Below are 13,628 nucleotides of genomic sequence, written 5' to 3'. Positions count from 1 at the left end.
CCGATGGCGGAAAAGAAGAGCAAGAAGCAAGACGGCGCGACCGGTACGGTCACGGTTGAGCAAGTCCGCAGCGCCAACCGCAAGCCGAAGGTGCAGCGCGAGACGCTCATCGGCCTCGGGCTCAACAAGATGCATCGTCGCCGCACGCTCAAGGACACGCCGCAGGTGCGCGGTATGATCGCCAAGATCCCGCATCTCGTTCGTGTCGTCGATGAAAGCTGAGGCCGGCGCTTTTCGAAAGGGTGTTTAAGCTATGCGGCTCAATGAACTGAGAGACAAGCCGGGCGCGCTGAAGAAACGGGTGCGCGTTGGCCGCGGCATCGGCTCGGGCAAGGGCAAGACCGCCGGGCGCGGCGTGAAGGGCCAGAAGTCCCGTACCGGCGTCGCCATCAACGGTTTCGAGGGCGGCCAGAACCCAATTCACATGCGCCTGCCCAAGCGCGGCTTCAACAAGCCCTTCCGGCTGCGCTATGCTGAGGTTAATCTTGGCCGTGTCCAGGAGGCGATCGACGCAGGCAAGCTCGATGCGAGCGCGACCGTGGATTCCGCGGCGCTGCAAAAGGCGGGTATCGTTACCCGCGTGCGAGACGGTGTGCGCCTGCTGGGTGACGGCGAACTGAAGGCGAAGGTGAATTTCGAGGTCGCGGGCGCCTCCGCGCCGGCCGTCAAGGCGGTCGAGGCTGCGGGCGGCTCGGTCACCGTGACCGGCAAGCAGAAACAGGCGGACGAGTCCTCGTAAGCCGGTCTGCGCGGCACGGCGCGAGGAACACATCCGGGGCGGGCCGCACGCGCGGCGCGCCGTCCATTGGAGCGAGTCGAAATGGTATCAGCGGCCGAGCAACTGGCCTCCAACATCAACTTCGCCGCCTTCGCCAAGGCGACCGAGCTGAAAAAGCGTATCTGGTTCACGCTGGGCGCGCTGCTGATCTACCGGCTCGGGACCTACATTCCGCTGCCGGGCATCAACCCCGACGCGCTGGCTCAGTTCATTGACCAGAACGCTTCCGGTATCCTGGGCATGTTCAACATGTTCGCCGGCGGAGCCGTCGGGCGCATGGCGATCTTCGCGCTGAACGTCATGCCCTATATCTCGGCGGCGATCATCATGCAGTTGCTGACGGCCGTCTCGCCCCATCTTGAGCAGCTCAAGAAGGAAGGCGAGCAGGGCCGCAAACAGATCAACCAATACACCCGCTACGGTACGGCCGTGCTGGCCGCACTGCAGGGCTACGGCATCGCGGTGGGCCTCGAAGGTGCGGGCAACGTGGTGATGGACCCCGGCCTGTTCTTCCGCGCGACGACTGTCATCACGCTTGTCGGCGGGACGATGTTCCTGATGTGGCTGGGCGAGCAGATTACCGCGCGCGGTGTCGGTAACGGTATTTCGCTGATCATCTTCGCGGGCATCGTGGCCGAGTTACCAGGTGCGTTGGCGGGAACGCTTGAACTCGGACGCCAGGGCGCGCTCTCCACCTTCGTGATCGTGGGCCTGTTCGTCATGGCCATCGCCGTGATCGCGTTCATCGTCTTCATGGAGCGCGCCCAGCGCCGGCTGCTGATCCAGTATCCGAAGCGCCAGGTCGGCAACCGGATGTTCCAGGGCGAAAGCTCGCATCTGCCGTTGAAGTTGAACACCGCTGGCGTCATTCCGCCGATCTTCGCGTCCTCGCTGCTGCTGCTCCCGATTACCGTGGCGAACTTCTCGGCGGGGCAGGGACCGGACTGGCTGAACCAGATCACCGCGCTTCTGGGGCGAGGGCAGCCGCTCTACCTGACGCTGTATATCGCTGGTATCGTGTTCTTTGCGTTCTTCTACACCGCGTTGGTGTTCAATCCGCAGGAAACGGCAGACAACCTGAAGAAATATGGCGGCTTCATCCCCGGCATTCGGCCGGGCGAGCGGACGGCGGAATACATCGACTATGTGCTCACGCGGATCACCGTGGTGGGTGCGGGCTATCTGGCGCTGGTCTGTCTGCTGCCCGAAATTCTGGTCTCCCAGGCCGCCGTGCCCTTCTACTTTGGCGGCACATCGCTGCTGATCGTCGTCAGCGTGACGATGGACACTGTCGCCCAGGTGCAGAGCCACTTGCTGGCGCACCAATACGAAGGGCTCATCAAGAAGTCCAAGCTGAGGGGAGCAAGGCGAACGAGATGAATATCATCCTGATTGGACCGCCGGGTTCGGGCAAGGGCACGCAGGCCAAGATCCTCGAAGAGCGGCACAACATGAAGCAGCTCTCCTCTGGCGACATGCTGCGCGCCGCCGTCAGTGAGGGCACCGAAATCGGCAAGAAGGCGAAATCCTACATGGAAGCCGGTGAGTTGGTGCCGGATGACCTCGTCGTCGAGATCGTTACGGACCAGATCGAGAAGCTGGGTGACAAGGGCTTCATCCTCGACGGCTTTCCGCGCAACGTGCACCAGGCCGAGGTGCTCGACCAGATGCTGGACCAGCGCGACCGCAACATAGACCGCGTGCTGGTTGTCGAGGTCAATGACGACGTTCTGGTCGAGCGCATTGCCGGGCGCTACACCTGCGCCCAGTGCGGCGAAGGCTACCACGACAAGTTCAAGCAGCCCGAGAAAGAAGGCGTTTGCGACAAGTGCGGGAGCACGGAATTCATCCGCCGGCCCGACGACAACCCTGATACGGTCCGCAACCGGCTGGCGGTGTATCACGAGCAGACCAAGCCGCTGGTCGACTACTACAAGGAGCAGGGCAAGGTTCGCGTCATTGACGGTGAACAGCCCATCGAGGAGGTGACGAAGGCGCTGGAACAGGCGATGTCTTGAGGCCGGCACACATCTTGCGTATATGTGCAAGCGTGAGGGCGCGGCGCGACTTGACGGCGCTATCGTCTTTCCGGTAGATACCCCGCGCAAGGAATTGACCGTTGCCGTTGTGCACAGGCCCGCGAGGGTCGCGCGTCTTGTCGAGCCCTCAACTGGCGGCATTTCGTACCTGCTCAAAACAAACAGGAACACAGAAGGCCCGCAAGGGCCTGAATTGCGATTAAGGAGAGCGCAACGTGGCTCGTATTGCCGGCGTTAATATTCCGACCAACAAGCGCGTCGATGTGGCGCTGCGTTACATTCACGGCATTGGTCCGCATTTTGCGAAGGAGATTTGCGAGAAGGCCAACGTGCCGCCCGAACGGCGCGTGAACGAACTGGCGGACTCGGACATCATCACGATCCGCGAGATCATTGACCGGGACTATACGGTCGAGGGCGATCTGCGCCGGGATGTGGCAATGAACGTCAAGCGGTTGATGGATCTGGGCTGCTATCGCGGTCTGCGACACCGCCGCGGCCTGCCGGTGCGGGGGCAGCGCACGCATACCAATGCGCGCACCCGCAAGGGCCCGGCCAAGCCGATTGCGGGCAAGAAAAAATAATTCGACATGGCCGGCGCGCCTTCGCGGGGGCTCCGGCGTTGGGATTGGCGTCACGAAAGGTGAAACGAGACGATGGCTAAGGAACGGGCGCGGGTTCGCCGCCGGGAAAAGAAGAACATCACTTCGGGCGTCGCGCATGTAAATGCGACGTTCAACAACACGATGATCACGATCACGGATGCACAAGGCAACGCGGTGTCCTGGGCCTCGGCTGGCGGCATGGGTTTCAAGGGCTCTCGCAAGTCGACGCCCTTCGCGGCGCAGATGGCCGCGGAGGACGCGGGCAAGAAAGCACTTGAGCACGGGATGAAGACCATCGACGTCGAGGTGCGCGGTCCGGGTTCCGGCCGTGAGTCGGCCCTGCGGGCGTTGCAGGCCTGCGGCTTCCAGATCACCTCGATCCGCGACGTGACGCCGATCCCGCACAACGGCTGCCGGCCGCCGAAGCGCCGCCGCGTCTAAGGCGCGCGCTGACAATCGACGCGGCGCGCGATGACCGCAGCGCTGCAACGCTTATCCTTGCGCCCGAATGAACAGGAGCGTGTACGAATGCAAGTTATTCAGAAGAATTGGCAGGACCTGATCAAGCCAAAAAAGCTCGACGTCAAACTTGGGCGCGACTCGCGGCGGATCGGAACGATCGTGGCCGAGCCGCTGGAGCGTGGTTTCGGTCTGACGCTGGGCAACGCGTTGCGCCGGGTGCTGTTGTCGTCGCTGCAGGGCGCGGCCATCACCAGCGTCCATATCGACGGCGTGCTGCACGAGTTCTCGTCGATCCCGGGGGTGCGCGAGGATGTGACGGACGTCGTCCTGAACATCAAGGAGATCGCGCTGCGGATCCATTCTGAGGGCACCAAACGCATGGTCCTTCGAAAGGAAGGGCCCGGCGTGGCCACCGCTGGCGATATTGAGACCGGTGCGGATGTCGAGATCCTCAACCCGGACCAGGTGCTTTGTACTCTGGACGAGGGCGCCTCGATCCGCATGGAGTTCACCGCCGGGCTTGGCAAGGGTTATGAGCCAGCCGAGCGCAACCGTCCTGAAGATGCGCCCATTGGCCTGATCCCGGTCGACAGCCTCTACAGCCCGGTCAAGAAGGTCTCCTACAAGGTGGAGAACACCCGTGAAGGTCAGATCCTGAACTATGACAAGCTGACCATGGAGATCGAGACAGACGGCTCGGTCGCGCCGGACGATGCGGTCGCTTACGCAGCACGCATCCTGCAAGACCAGCTGAACGTGTTCGTCAACTTTGCGGAGCCCGAGCGCCCGGCGGCCGAGGAAGCCGTGCCGGAACTGGAGTTCAACCCGGCACTTCTGAAGAAGGTCGACGAGCTGGAGCTCTCCGTGCGCTCGGCCAACTGCCTGAAGAACGACAACATCGTCTATATTGGCGACTTGATCCAGAAGAGCGAGGCGGAGATGCTTCGCACGCCGAACTTCGGCCGGAAGTCGCTCAACGAGATCAAGGAAGTGCTCGCCTCGATGGGACTGCACCTGGGCATGGACGTGCCGAACTGGCCGCCGGAAAACATCGAGGAACTGGCCAAGCGCTACGAGGATCAGTATTGACGACGGCGTGCCCCGTGCACGCCTGCCCAGTGAGGGAGACGCGAGATGCGCCATCGTAATTCCGGCCGCAAGCTGAACCGGACCGCGAGCCATCGCCGCGCCATGTTCCGCAACATGGCCGATGCGCTCATCAAGCATGAGCAGATCATCACGACGCTGCCGAAGGCGAAGGAACTGCGCCCGGTGGTCGACAAGCTCATCACGCTGGGCAAGCGCGGCGATTTGCATGCCCGCCGTCTCGCCGCAGCGCGGATGAACGACGAGGCGATGGTCAAGAAGCTGTTTGACGTGCTGGGGCCGCGCTATGCCGAGCGCAACGGGGGCTACACCCGTGTGCTCAAGGCGGGCTTCCGCCACGGCGATGGCGCGCCTATGGCCGTCATCGAACTTGTCGACCGCGATCCGGAGGCCCGCGGCCAGGACTCCGGTCCGACGCAGGAACAGGCGGCAGAAGAACCGGCCGAACAGGCGCTGGCCTAACGTTTGCCGGGGGCGGTGCCGCGCGCACCAGGGAGATCAGGTGGATGTCTCGAGCGGTTCGCCTTGCGGCGGTCGCTGTGATCGTCGCCTTTACCTCCGCCGCGGGCGTTTATTTCGCCGCGCCGGACAGCGCCCAAAGTCAGCGTACCGATCCGCGCAAGGCGCTGCTCGAGCGTCAGGTTCCACAGGATCGCGAGCAGATTCGCCTCTCCTTCGCGCCGGCCGTAAAGAAAGCTCAGCCGGCCGTCGTCAACATCTATGTGCGCCAGCGCCGGCGCGTGCAGCGCTCCCCGCTGTTTGACGACCCTTTCTTCCGCCGGTTCTTCGGGCGCGACTTCGGCATTCCGCGGCGGCGGGCGCAGCGTTCGCTCGGCTCCGGGGTGCTTGTCAGCGCGGATGGGCTTGTCGTCACCAACTATCACGTGATCCGCGGGCGCGACGGCCGCGGCACCGACAATATCGATATCAAGGTGTCGCTCGCTGACGGCCGCGAATATCAGGCCGAAGTGATCCTTGAGGACAAGCAGACAGACCTGGCGGTGCTACGTCTGCAAAATGACGATGCGGAGGAGTTCCCGCATATCCGCTTTGCCGATTCCGACCAACTTGAGGTGGGTGATCTGGTGCTCGCGATCGGCAATCCGTTCGGCGTCGGTCAGACGGTAACCAGCGGCATCGTCTCCGCGACGGCGCGCACGCGGGTCGGTATCACGGACTATCAGTTCTTTATCCAGACCGATGCGGCCATCAACCCGGGCAACTCGGGTGGCGCGCTTGTCGACACGGACGGGCGGCTGGTCGGCATCAACACGGCGATCTTCACGCGCAGCGGCGGTTCGCAGGGTATCGGCTTTGCCATCCCCTCGAACATGGTGCGCGTCGTCGTCGAATCCGCGCTTCAGGGCGGGCGGGTGCGCCGGCCCTGGCTCGGCGTGTCGCTGCAAACCGTTACCTCGGAGCTGGCGGAGGGCTTCGGCCTCCCGCGGCCGCGCGGCGCGCTCATCGCCGATATCATGCCCGATAGCCCGGCGGCGGAGGCCGGCCTCGAAGAAGGTGACGTGGTGCTGCGCATCGACGGACAACAGGTCCGGGACGCCGAAGCGCTTCGCTACCGGATCGCCACAAAGGGGCTGGGAGAGACCGCAGAGTTCGAAATCTGGCGCAACGGGGCGCGGCGGACGGTGCGGGTGGACCTGCAGCCGCCGCCCGAGAATCCCCCGCGCAAGACCACGAAGCTTACCGGCGATCATCCTTTCGCGGGCGCGACGGTGGAGAACCTGTCGCCCGCCGTCGCCCAGGAGTTGCGGATGCGTGAGACATCCGGCGTCGTCGTCCGCGAAACCGAGAGCTATTCGCCGGCGCGGCGGGTTGGCTTACGCCCGGGCGATGTTATTGTCGAGATCAATGGGGCGCGCATCGAACGCGTGCGGGATCTTGAACGCGCCGTGCAGACGCGCGCACGGATATGGCGCCTTGCAATCCAGCGCAACGGCGAAGTTCTGCGCACGGCCATTCGTTGGTCGTAGCGCGCCCCGACTGATTATCGCAAAGGAGAGCCTATGGCGTCGTTGTTCGAGGCCGCCGGGCTGGAAGACAGCGCGCCGCGCCCGCTAGCCGATCGGCTGCGCCCAAAGACGCTGGCCGAGGTCGCCGGGCAGGACCACTTGCTTGCCCACGGCGCGCCGCTTACGCGCATGGTCGAGAGTGGCAGCTTGCGCTCTGTGATTTTCTGGGGGCCGCCCGGCACCGGCAAGACCACGGTCGCGCGTTTGCTGGCCTCCGTGTCGGGCTACGAGTTCGAGCAGCTCTCCGCCATCACTTCGGGCGTGCAGGGCCTGCGCGAGACCTTCGAGCGCGCCCGCAAGCGCCGGCAGGACGGGATCGCCACCGTTCTGTTCGTGGACGAAATCCACCGGTTCAACCGCGCGCAGCAGGACGCCTTTCTGCCCGTGATGGAGGACGGGACGATCACGCTTGTCGGCGCGACCACCGAAAACCCGTCCTTCGAGCTGAACGGCGCGCTCCTTTCGCGTGCGACAGTCCTGCGATTCCACCGGCTGGACGAGTCCGCGCTGGAGACGCTGCTGCAGCGCGCAGAGACAGCGCAGGGCGCCCGCGCGCCGCTCACGCCCGATGCACGCGCCCAGCTCATCAACATGGCCGATGGCGACGGCCGCGCGCTCATCAACCTTTTCGAGGAACTGATGGCCGCGCACGATCCGGCGGCCGGCGATCTCGACATCGAGGGACTGGCCGATTTGGTCCAACGCCGCGCGCCGCTCTACGACAAGAGTCGGGACGCGCATTACGACCTCATCAGCGCGCTGCACAAGTCCGTGCGCGGCTCGGACCCGGACGCCGCGCTCTATTGGCTCGCACGGATGCTGACAGGCGGCGAGGACCCGCTCTACATAGCCCGCCGCCTCGTGCGCATGGCGGTGGAAGATATCGCGCTCGCCGAGCCGCATGCGCTCTCGCTGGCGATCGCCGCGAAGGATGCCTATGACTTCCTGGGCAGCCCAGAGGGCGAATTGGCGCTGGCGCAAGTGACGGTGCATCTGGCCCTCGCGCCGAAGTCGAACGCGGTCTACACGGCTTACAAGGCCGCCATGGCCAGCGCGCGGGACTCCGGCTCCCTGCCGCCGCCGCGCCATATCCTCAACGCGCCAACCAGGCTGATGAAGGAGGAAGGCTACGGCGAGGGCTACGCTTACGACCACAATGCGCCCGAGGGCTTCTCCGGGCAGAACTACTTTCCCGAAGGCATGGCGCGCGAGACCTATTACCGGCCGACTGAGCGCGGCTACGAATCGGAGCTAGCCAAGCGACTGGCGCGGTTCCAGCGTCTGCGTGAAGGCCGCGCCGAATAACGCGCATCACTGTTTGGCACGCGCGGGTCTTGTGCTATAGGCATTTCGAGAAGCGCGGAAGCACGGCGGGCGAGGGCAGATGGTCAACTTCTCGGATTTGTGGGACAAGCACCCGACCAATCTGGGCAACCAGATGCCTTGCCGCACCGACGGCGTATCGAATTTCGCGAATCAATGTGCGATCCGCCTGGGCGTTTGTTTGCGTGATGCCGGCGTGACCCCGGACAAGATCAACGGCGCGATCACCTGCCGTTACGCGCGCAACACAGGGCATGACGACGGCGACATGCACTATATCCGCGCCAAGGAACTGGCCAACGCCTTGCGTGGCGCACGGATCGAGGGAATGTCCTCGACGATCGAGCTGACCAACCCGGCGGACTTCGCCAACGAGCTGGACGGGCGCACGGGCATCATCTTCTTCAATGGCTACTGGTGGCGCACCAGCGACACGAGCCGACCGACGGGCGACCACATCGACTTGTGGAATGGCTGGCGCACGACCGCCAAGATGCTGCTGCCCTGGTTCGGATGGCTGGGCGGCTATGACAAGTCCGGCCAAATCTGGTTCTGGGAGGTCTCGTGAGAACGATCTTCGCCATACTGTTCTTCGTCCTCTTTCTCGTGCCGGGTGCTTATCTGGCCGGGTTCGCCGCCACCCCGCTGGCCGATACTCAGCGTTTTGAAAGCCCGGATCAACACGCCCAGTTCATGCAGATGATCGAGGTTGGCGTGACACTGGCGGTCGGGGTTGTCGGCGCGATCCTCGGGGTGGTCGTGGGCGGTTGGCTGCGGCCGCTGTTCTTCCGCAAATCCTCTTAGGTTCGCGGGCCTGCGCGAAGCGGATGATGCGCGATGTCCATGACTCTCGTCTTCCTCGCCGCCGCAGGCGGGGCGATCGGCGCGGCGCTGCGCCACCTGACGAACATCCTGTGCGGCCAACTGTTTGGGTCCAGCTTCCCCTGGGGCACATTCGCGGTGAATGTGATAGGCTCGCTGGCGATCGGTCTGGTGTTCGCGGGGCTGGCCGTGCGCTGGAGCGCGCCGCTTGAGGCCCGCACGTTTCTGGTGACCGGCGTGTTGGGCGGCTTCACGACCTTCTCGGCGTTTTCGATGGATTTCGCTGCGCTGGTGGAACGCAAGGCCTATTTGAGCGCGGCAGGCTACGCGGGCGGCACCGTTGCGCTGTGCTTCCTGGCGGTGTTCGCCGGGCTGGCGGTGGGCCGCGCGATCTTTCAATGAGCGAGACGATGAGCGGGGTCGAGAAAAAGCGCGTCGCGCCGGACGAGGACGGCATGCGGCTGGACCGCTGGTTCGCCGCGCATTACCCCGGCCTCACTTACGGGCGGCTGCAAAAACTGCTCCGCACGGGACAAGTGCGCGTGGACGGAGGCCGCGCGAAGGCGAACACGCGCATCGAACGCGGACAGGAAATCCGCGTGCCCCCGCTATCGCAGCCGGCTGCCGAAGCTGGCGCCGCGCCCGCGAAGGCTCTTAGTGAGCGAGATATCCACTTCGTTCGCAGCCTCGTGATCCACAAGGACGACGACATCCTGGCGCTGAACAAGCCGCCGGGCCTCGCGGTGCAGGGCGGCAGCGGCACGACCGAACACCTTGATCGCCTCCTCGAAGGCCTCACATTCGAGAAAACCGAGCGGCCGCGGCTCGTCCACCGGCTGGACAAGGACACCAGCGGGGTGATGCTGCTGGCCCGCTCCCGTGACGCAGCGGCCAAGCTGGGGCGCGCGCTCAAACATCGCAGCGCGCGAAAGCTTTACTGGGCGCTCGTGATCGGTGTGCCAAAGCCGGCGCAGGGGGAGATCAACCTCCCGCTCATCAAGCGCGGCGGACGCGGTGATGAGCGGGTCCACCCGGCCGAGCCGGACGCCCCGGAGGCGAAACACGCCGTCAGCCGTTACGCCATCCTCGAGCGCGCCGGGCGGCGGCTCTCCTGGCTGGCGATGACGCCCATTACAGGGCGCACGCATCAGCTTCGCGCGCATGCTGCCGCCATCGGTCATCCGATCGTCGGCGACGGGAAATATGGCGGGGCGGAAGCGCATCCGGGCGGCGAAATTCCGCGCAAGCTGCATCTGCACGCACGGCGGCTCACCATCCCGCATCCGCGCGGCGGGATGTTCGACATCGCGGCCCCGCTGCCCCAGCATATGCTGAAGACGTGGGAGGTGCTCGGTTTCGATCCGGAAGATGACCGCGACCCCTTCGCGGATGAGGACTGAGAGTTAGACGAGGCGACCTTGAATCAGCAGAAACCTTCACCGAAAGAGGCAGGGCGGTTCTACGACACGGCCTGGGCGGAAGCGGGCGAAGCCGGCTGGCACGTGATGCTCGACGGCCGGCCGGTGCACACGCCGCAGCGTGCGCGCCTGACACTGCCCACCGCGCCGCTGGCCGAAGCCGTCGCCGCGGAATGGGAGGCGCAGGAGGCCGAGATCAAGCCGACGGCCATGCCGCTGACCCGGCTCGCGAACAGCGCCATCGACCGGGCCGCGCCACGCCGCGATGAGGTCATCGAGGGGCTGGTCGCCTACGGCGAAACCGACCTGCTGTGCTATCGCGCCGAGTGGCCAGAAAAACTGACAATTCTGCAGGCGGAGGCATGGGACCCGATCCTTGACTGGGCTCGCGAGTTGCTGGGCGCGGATCTGCGCGTGGTGGCGGGCGTTATGCACACCGCACAACCATCTCACTCCATCGCGGCGATGGATGAGGCCCTGCGCACCCACGACGATTTCGCGCTGACAGCCATGAACCAGATGACCACGCTCACGGCCTCTCTCGTGCTCACTTTCGCGATCGTATATGAGCGTCTGAGCGTCGAGGAGGCCTGGCGCGTGGCCCACGTCGACGAGGACTGGCAGATCGCCCAGTGGGGCGAGGACGCAGCCGCCAGACAGCGCCGCGAGGCCCAGTGGGCGGATATGGCTGCCGCGGCGCGCTTCCTGAGGCTTTCCCGGCAGTCCTGACCCCCGTGATCACTGCTTGTGACGGCTCGCCTGCGGCCCTATAACCGGCGCGTCGGATCCCGCGCGTCGGGCGCGGGCGAGAGGGTTTCAAACGCGTTCAGTCAAAGGGTTTTGGGTGATGGCCGATTCGAGCATGGCCGGTCAGACGGTGGCGCTGGCCGCCATTCTGGCCGCGGGAACATTCCTTCTGTATTTCCTCAAACACGCACTGGATGCCCTGCGCACTTGGCACGACGCCCAGCGGCGGGCCGAGCGGCTGGTCTGTGCGCTCTACGCCGAGATCGAGGCGAATGTCCACGACATGCAGGCGTTTCTGGACGACAGCCTGGGTTGGGAGCGCGCCATTCGCGAAAACAATACGAATACCTCAAGCCATTTCGGCCGGATCGGGCATGATCTGGTCTATTCCACGCATCTGTCCGAACTCGCAAGCCTGCCGCGGGCGGTCATCTACAAGGTCGTCGCCTTCTACAGCCATCGCGAGCGCCTGGCTGCCATGCTGGACCGGCTCGAGGCCATCAACCATGCGGGCGCTGACCAGGAACAGCAGATCGCGTCGCTGAAACAGGCCCGAGAAATCGCGCAGGAGGCGGTGACCTTCGGCAAGGAGGTGCTCTACGGGCTGGAGGTGCATGCGCCGATGGAGCTGGTGAACGCGGCGCTGCGCAAGCCGGCCACTGGTTTGCGCGCAAAAGCCGCGTAACAAGGACGCCGTCATGCCCGCACCGGAAGTGCTGTTGGCCTTCGCTGCCGTGTGCTTTGCCGCGGCGATCGCACCCGGCCCGGACATTCTGCTGATCTCCTCGCGGGCAGTCGCGCGCGGACCGCTTGGGGGCGCACTCGCCGCCTTCGGTGTGGTCACGGGCCTGAGCGTGCATATCCTGCTCGCCGCGACCGGCTTGACGGCGCTTTTCGCCTCCTCGATGGCGGCCTTCGAGGTGATCCGCTGGGCGGGCGTCGGCTACCTGCTTTATCTGGCCTGGGGGCTGCTGCGCGACAGCGGCGACGGGCCGGCATCAGACCAGCCATCCGCGATGCGGCAATATTCCAGCCTGTTTGTTCAGGGGCTGCTCACCAACCTGCTGAATCCGAAAGCGGTTCTGTTCTTCCTCGCGCTGCTGCCGCAATTCGTCGATCCGGCGCGGGGGCTGGTGCCAATCCAGATCGCCATTCTTGGCCTTGAGTTGATGGTGATCGCGCTGGCTGTATTCCTGAGCGTGGCTTATCTGGTCGGAATACTGGGCCGCGGGCTGGCACGCTCGCCGTGGCTGATGCGCTTGCAAAACCGCGTCTTCGGCGGGGCGCTGGCGGGCACGGCGATCTGGCTGGCGCTCGCTGAGCGGCGCTAGCGCGCCATGAGCCAGGCAAGCCTCGCCGAAGTCGCAGCGCAGCAAAGGCTGGCGATCCTGGCGCTGGTCGCGGGCGCGCTTGCCATCGCGTTCGCCCCGATTTTCGTGCGGCTCAGCGAAACCGGCCCGGCGGCGACGGCGTTCTGGCGCGTGGCGCTGGCGGTGCCGGTGCTTATGGTGCTGGCGCATCGCGCGCGGCCGGGCATGAAAACCAATGTCCCGGTACGCTGGCCGGTCATCCTGTGCGGGCTGTTCTTCGCGGTTGATATCGGTGTCTGGCACTACTCGATCGAGTACACCACGGTCGTCAACGCCGCGCTGTTGGCCAATCTCGCGCCGGTTTTCGTGGCGCTGGCGGCCTGGGCGCTGTTCGGCGAGCGGATCACGCGGCTGTTCATCCTCGGCATGGCGCTGGCGATCCTCGGCGCGGCGCTGCTGACCGGGGCGAGCTTCAGCCTCGATCCGCAGCAGGTCTATGGCGACATGTTCGGCGTGCTGACAGCGGTTTTCTACGGCGCTTATCAGCTCAGCGTCGCGCGGCTGCGGCGGCTACACAGCGCGTTCAGCATCATGGCGTGGAGCTCGCTGTTCAGCGCCTTGGGGCTGCTGACCGGCGCGGTTCTGCTTGGCGAAAATCTGCTGCCGCAGACCGCGGCGGGGTGGTCGGTCCTCTTAGGCATCGCGCTCATCAGCCAGGTCGGCGGGCAGACGCTGATCACCTACGCCTTCGCGCATCTGCCGGTGTCGTTCTCATCCGTCAGCCTGCTGATCCACCCGATCATGTCCGCGCTGCTGGCCTGGGTCCTGCTGGGCGAGGTGCTGACCTGGTCGCATCTCATCGGCGCCGTGGTCATTCTGGCCGGCATCTATCTCGCCCGGCGGGCGAGCCGGGCATGAGCTGCGGCGGTCTTTTGGCCGCGCGCGCGGCGTGCTACAGACATGCAGGAACGCGAACGGCAACGGCGAGGA

18 protein-coding genes are annotated in these 13,628 nt (G+C 65.1%); all 18 read left to right on the top strand.

What is annotated here, in order from left to right; genetic code table 11:
• Nucleotides 1-3: 3 nt before the first annotated feature.
• Nucleotides 4-222: a 50S ribosomal protein L30 gene (gene rpmD / locus BXY53_RS08060; protein WP_119061317.1), complete on the top strand. Its 219-nt coding sequence runs from the start codon at nucleotides 4-6 to the stop codon at nucleotides 220-222.
• A gap of 31 nt (nucleotides 223-253) precedes the next feature.
• Nucleotides 254-739 carry a 50S ribosomal protein L15 gene (gene rplO, locus BXY53_RS08055; protein WP_119061316.1) on the top strand — a complete coding sequence of 162 codons (486 nt, stop codon included), beginning with the start codon at nucleotides 254-256 and terminating at the stop codon, nucleotides 737-739.
• Nucleotides 740-820: 81 nt separating this feature from the next.
• Nucleotides 821-2,158 carry a preprotein translocase subunit SecY gene (gene secY / locus BXY53_RS08050; RefSeq protein ID WP_119061315.1) on the top strand — a complete coding sequence of 446 codons (1,338 nt, stop codon included), beginning with the start codon at nucleotides 821-823 and terminating at the stop codon, nucleotides 2,156-2,158.
• Nucleotides 2,155-2,796 (top strand): adenylate kinase, encoded by a 642-nt coding sequence (locus BXY53_RS08045; RefSeq protein ID WP_119061314.1) that lies wholly within the window; start codon nucleotides 2,155-2,157, stop codon nucleotides 2,794-2,796. The genes secY and BXY53_RS08045 overlap by 4 nt, the downstream gene beginning before the upstream one ends.
• Before the next feature lie 236 nt (nucleotides 2,797-3,032).
• A complete protein-coding gene (gene rpsM, locus BXY53_RS08040) occupies nucleotides 3,033-3,401 on the top strand; it encodes a 30S ribosomal protein S13 (protein ID WP_119061313.1) in 369 nt (122 codons plus the stop codon).
• A 72-nt stretch (nucleotides 3,402-3,473) separates the two neighbouring features.
• On the top strand, nucleotides 3,474-3,863 hold the full coding sequence (gene rpsK, locus BXY53_RS08035) for a 30S ribosomal protein S11 (protein WP_119061312.1): 390 nt from the start codon (nucleotides 3,474-3,476) through the stop codon (nucleotides 3,861-3,863).
• A gap of 87 nt (nucleotides 3,864-3,950) precedes the next feature.
• A complete protein-coding gene (locus tag BXY53_RS08030) occupies nucleotides 3,951-4,973 on the top strand; it encodes a DNA-directed RNA polymerase subunit alpha (RefSeq protein ID WP_119061311.1) in 1,023 nt (340 codons plus the stop codon).
• Between the two features lie 45 nt (nucleotides 4,974-5,018).
• Nucleotides 5,019-5,453, top strand: coding sequence for a 50S ribosomal protein L17 (rplQ, locus tag BXY53_RS08025; RefSeq protein ID WP_119061310.1), 435 nt, complete (start codon nucleotides 5,019-5,021; stop codon nucleotides 5,451-5,453).
• Between the two features lie 44 nt (nucleotides 5,454-5,497).
• The gene (locus tag BXY53_RS08020; protein WP_119061309.1) at nucleotides 5,498-6,979 is read left to right on the top strand and encodes a DegQ family serine endoprotease; all 1,482 of its coding nucleotides are present in this window, start codon (nucleotides 5,498-5,500) and stop codon (nucleotides 6,977-6,979) included.
• A 33-nt stretch (nucleotides 6,980-7,012) separates the two neighbouring features.
• On the top strand, nucleotides 7,013-8,323 hold the full coding sequence (locus BXY53_RS08015; RefSeq protein ID WP_119061308.1) for a replication-associated recombination protein A: 1,311 nt from the start codon (nucleotides 7,013-7,015) through the stop codon (nucleotides 8,321-8,323).
• A 79-nt stretch (nucleotides 8,324-8,402) separates the two neighbouring features.
• Nucleotides 8,403-8,909 carry a type VI secretion system amidase effector protein Tae4 gene (locus tag BXY53_RS08010; protein WP_119061307.1) on the top strand — a complete coding sequence of 169 codons (507 nt, stop codon included), beginning with the start codon at nucleotides 8,403-8,405 and terminating at the stop codon, nucleotides 8,907-8,909.
• The gene (locus BXY53_RS08005; protein WP_119061306.1) at nucleotides 8,906-9,145 is read left to right on the top strand and encodes a hypothetical protein; all 240 of its coding nucleotides are present in this window, start codon (nucleotides 8,906-8,908) and stop codon (nucleotides 9,143-9,145) included. Before BXY53_RS08010 ends, BXY53_RS08005 begins: the two co-directional genes overlap by 4 nt.
• A 39-nt stretch (nucleotides 9,146-9,184) precedes the next feature.
• On the top strand, nucleotides 9,185-9,565 hold the full coding sequence (gene crcB, locus BXY53_RS08000; RefSeq protein ID WP_119061834.1) for a fluoride efflux transporter CrcB: 381 nt from the start codon (nucleotides 9,185-9,187) through the stop codon (nucleotides 9,563-9,565).
• 8 nt (nucleotides 9,566-9,573) lie between these two features.
• Nucleotides 9,574-10,563: an RluA family pseudouridine synthase gene (locus BXY53_RS07995; RefSeq protein WP_119061833.1), complete on the top strand. Its 990-nt coding sequence runs from the start codon at nucleotides 9,574-9,576 to the stop codon at nucleotides 10,561-10,563.
• An 18-nt stretch (nucleotides 10,564-10,581) separates the two neighbouring features.
• Nucleotides 10,582-11,310, top strand: a complete 729-nt coding sequence (locus BXY53_RS07990) for an ATP12 family chaperone protein (RefSeq protein ID WP_119061305.1) — start codon at nucleotides 10,582-10,584, stop codon at nucleotides 11,308-11,310.
• Nucleotides 11,311-11,428: 118 nt separating this feature from the next.
• On the top strand, nucleotides 11,429-12,013 hold the full coding sequence (locus tag BXY53_RS07985; RefSeq protein ID WP_119061304.1) for a hypothetical protein: 585 nt from the start codon (nucleotides 11,429-11,431) through the stop codon (nucleotides 12,011-12,013).
• Nucleotides 12,014-12,026: 13 nt separating this feature from the next.
• A complete protein-coding gene (locus BXY53_RS07980) occupies nucleotides 12,027-12,659 on the top strand; it encodes a LysE family translocator (RefSeq protein WP_119061303.1) in 633 nt (210 codons plus the stop codon).
• A gap of 6 nt (nucleotides 12,660-12,665) precedes the next feature.
• On the top strand, nucleotides 12,666-13,556 hold the full coding sequence (locus BXY53_RS07975) for a DMT family transporter (protein ID WP_119061302.1): 891 nt from the start codon (nucleotides 12,666-12,668) through the stop codon (nucleotides 13,554-13,556).
• The last annotated feature ends 72 nt before the right edge of the window (nucleotides 13,557-13,628 follow it).

This window comes from Dichotomicrobium thermohalophilum (assembly GCF_003550175.1).
GTDB classification, from domain to species: Bacteria; Pseudomonadota; Alphaproteobacteria; order Rhizobiales; family Rhodomicrobiaceae; genus Dichotomicrobium; species Dichotomicrobium thermohalophilum.
The sequence above is the reverse complement of the archived record's forward strand: the minus strand, read 5'-3'. Positions and strand labels throughout refer to the sequence as shown.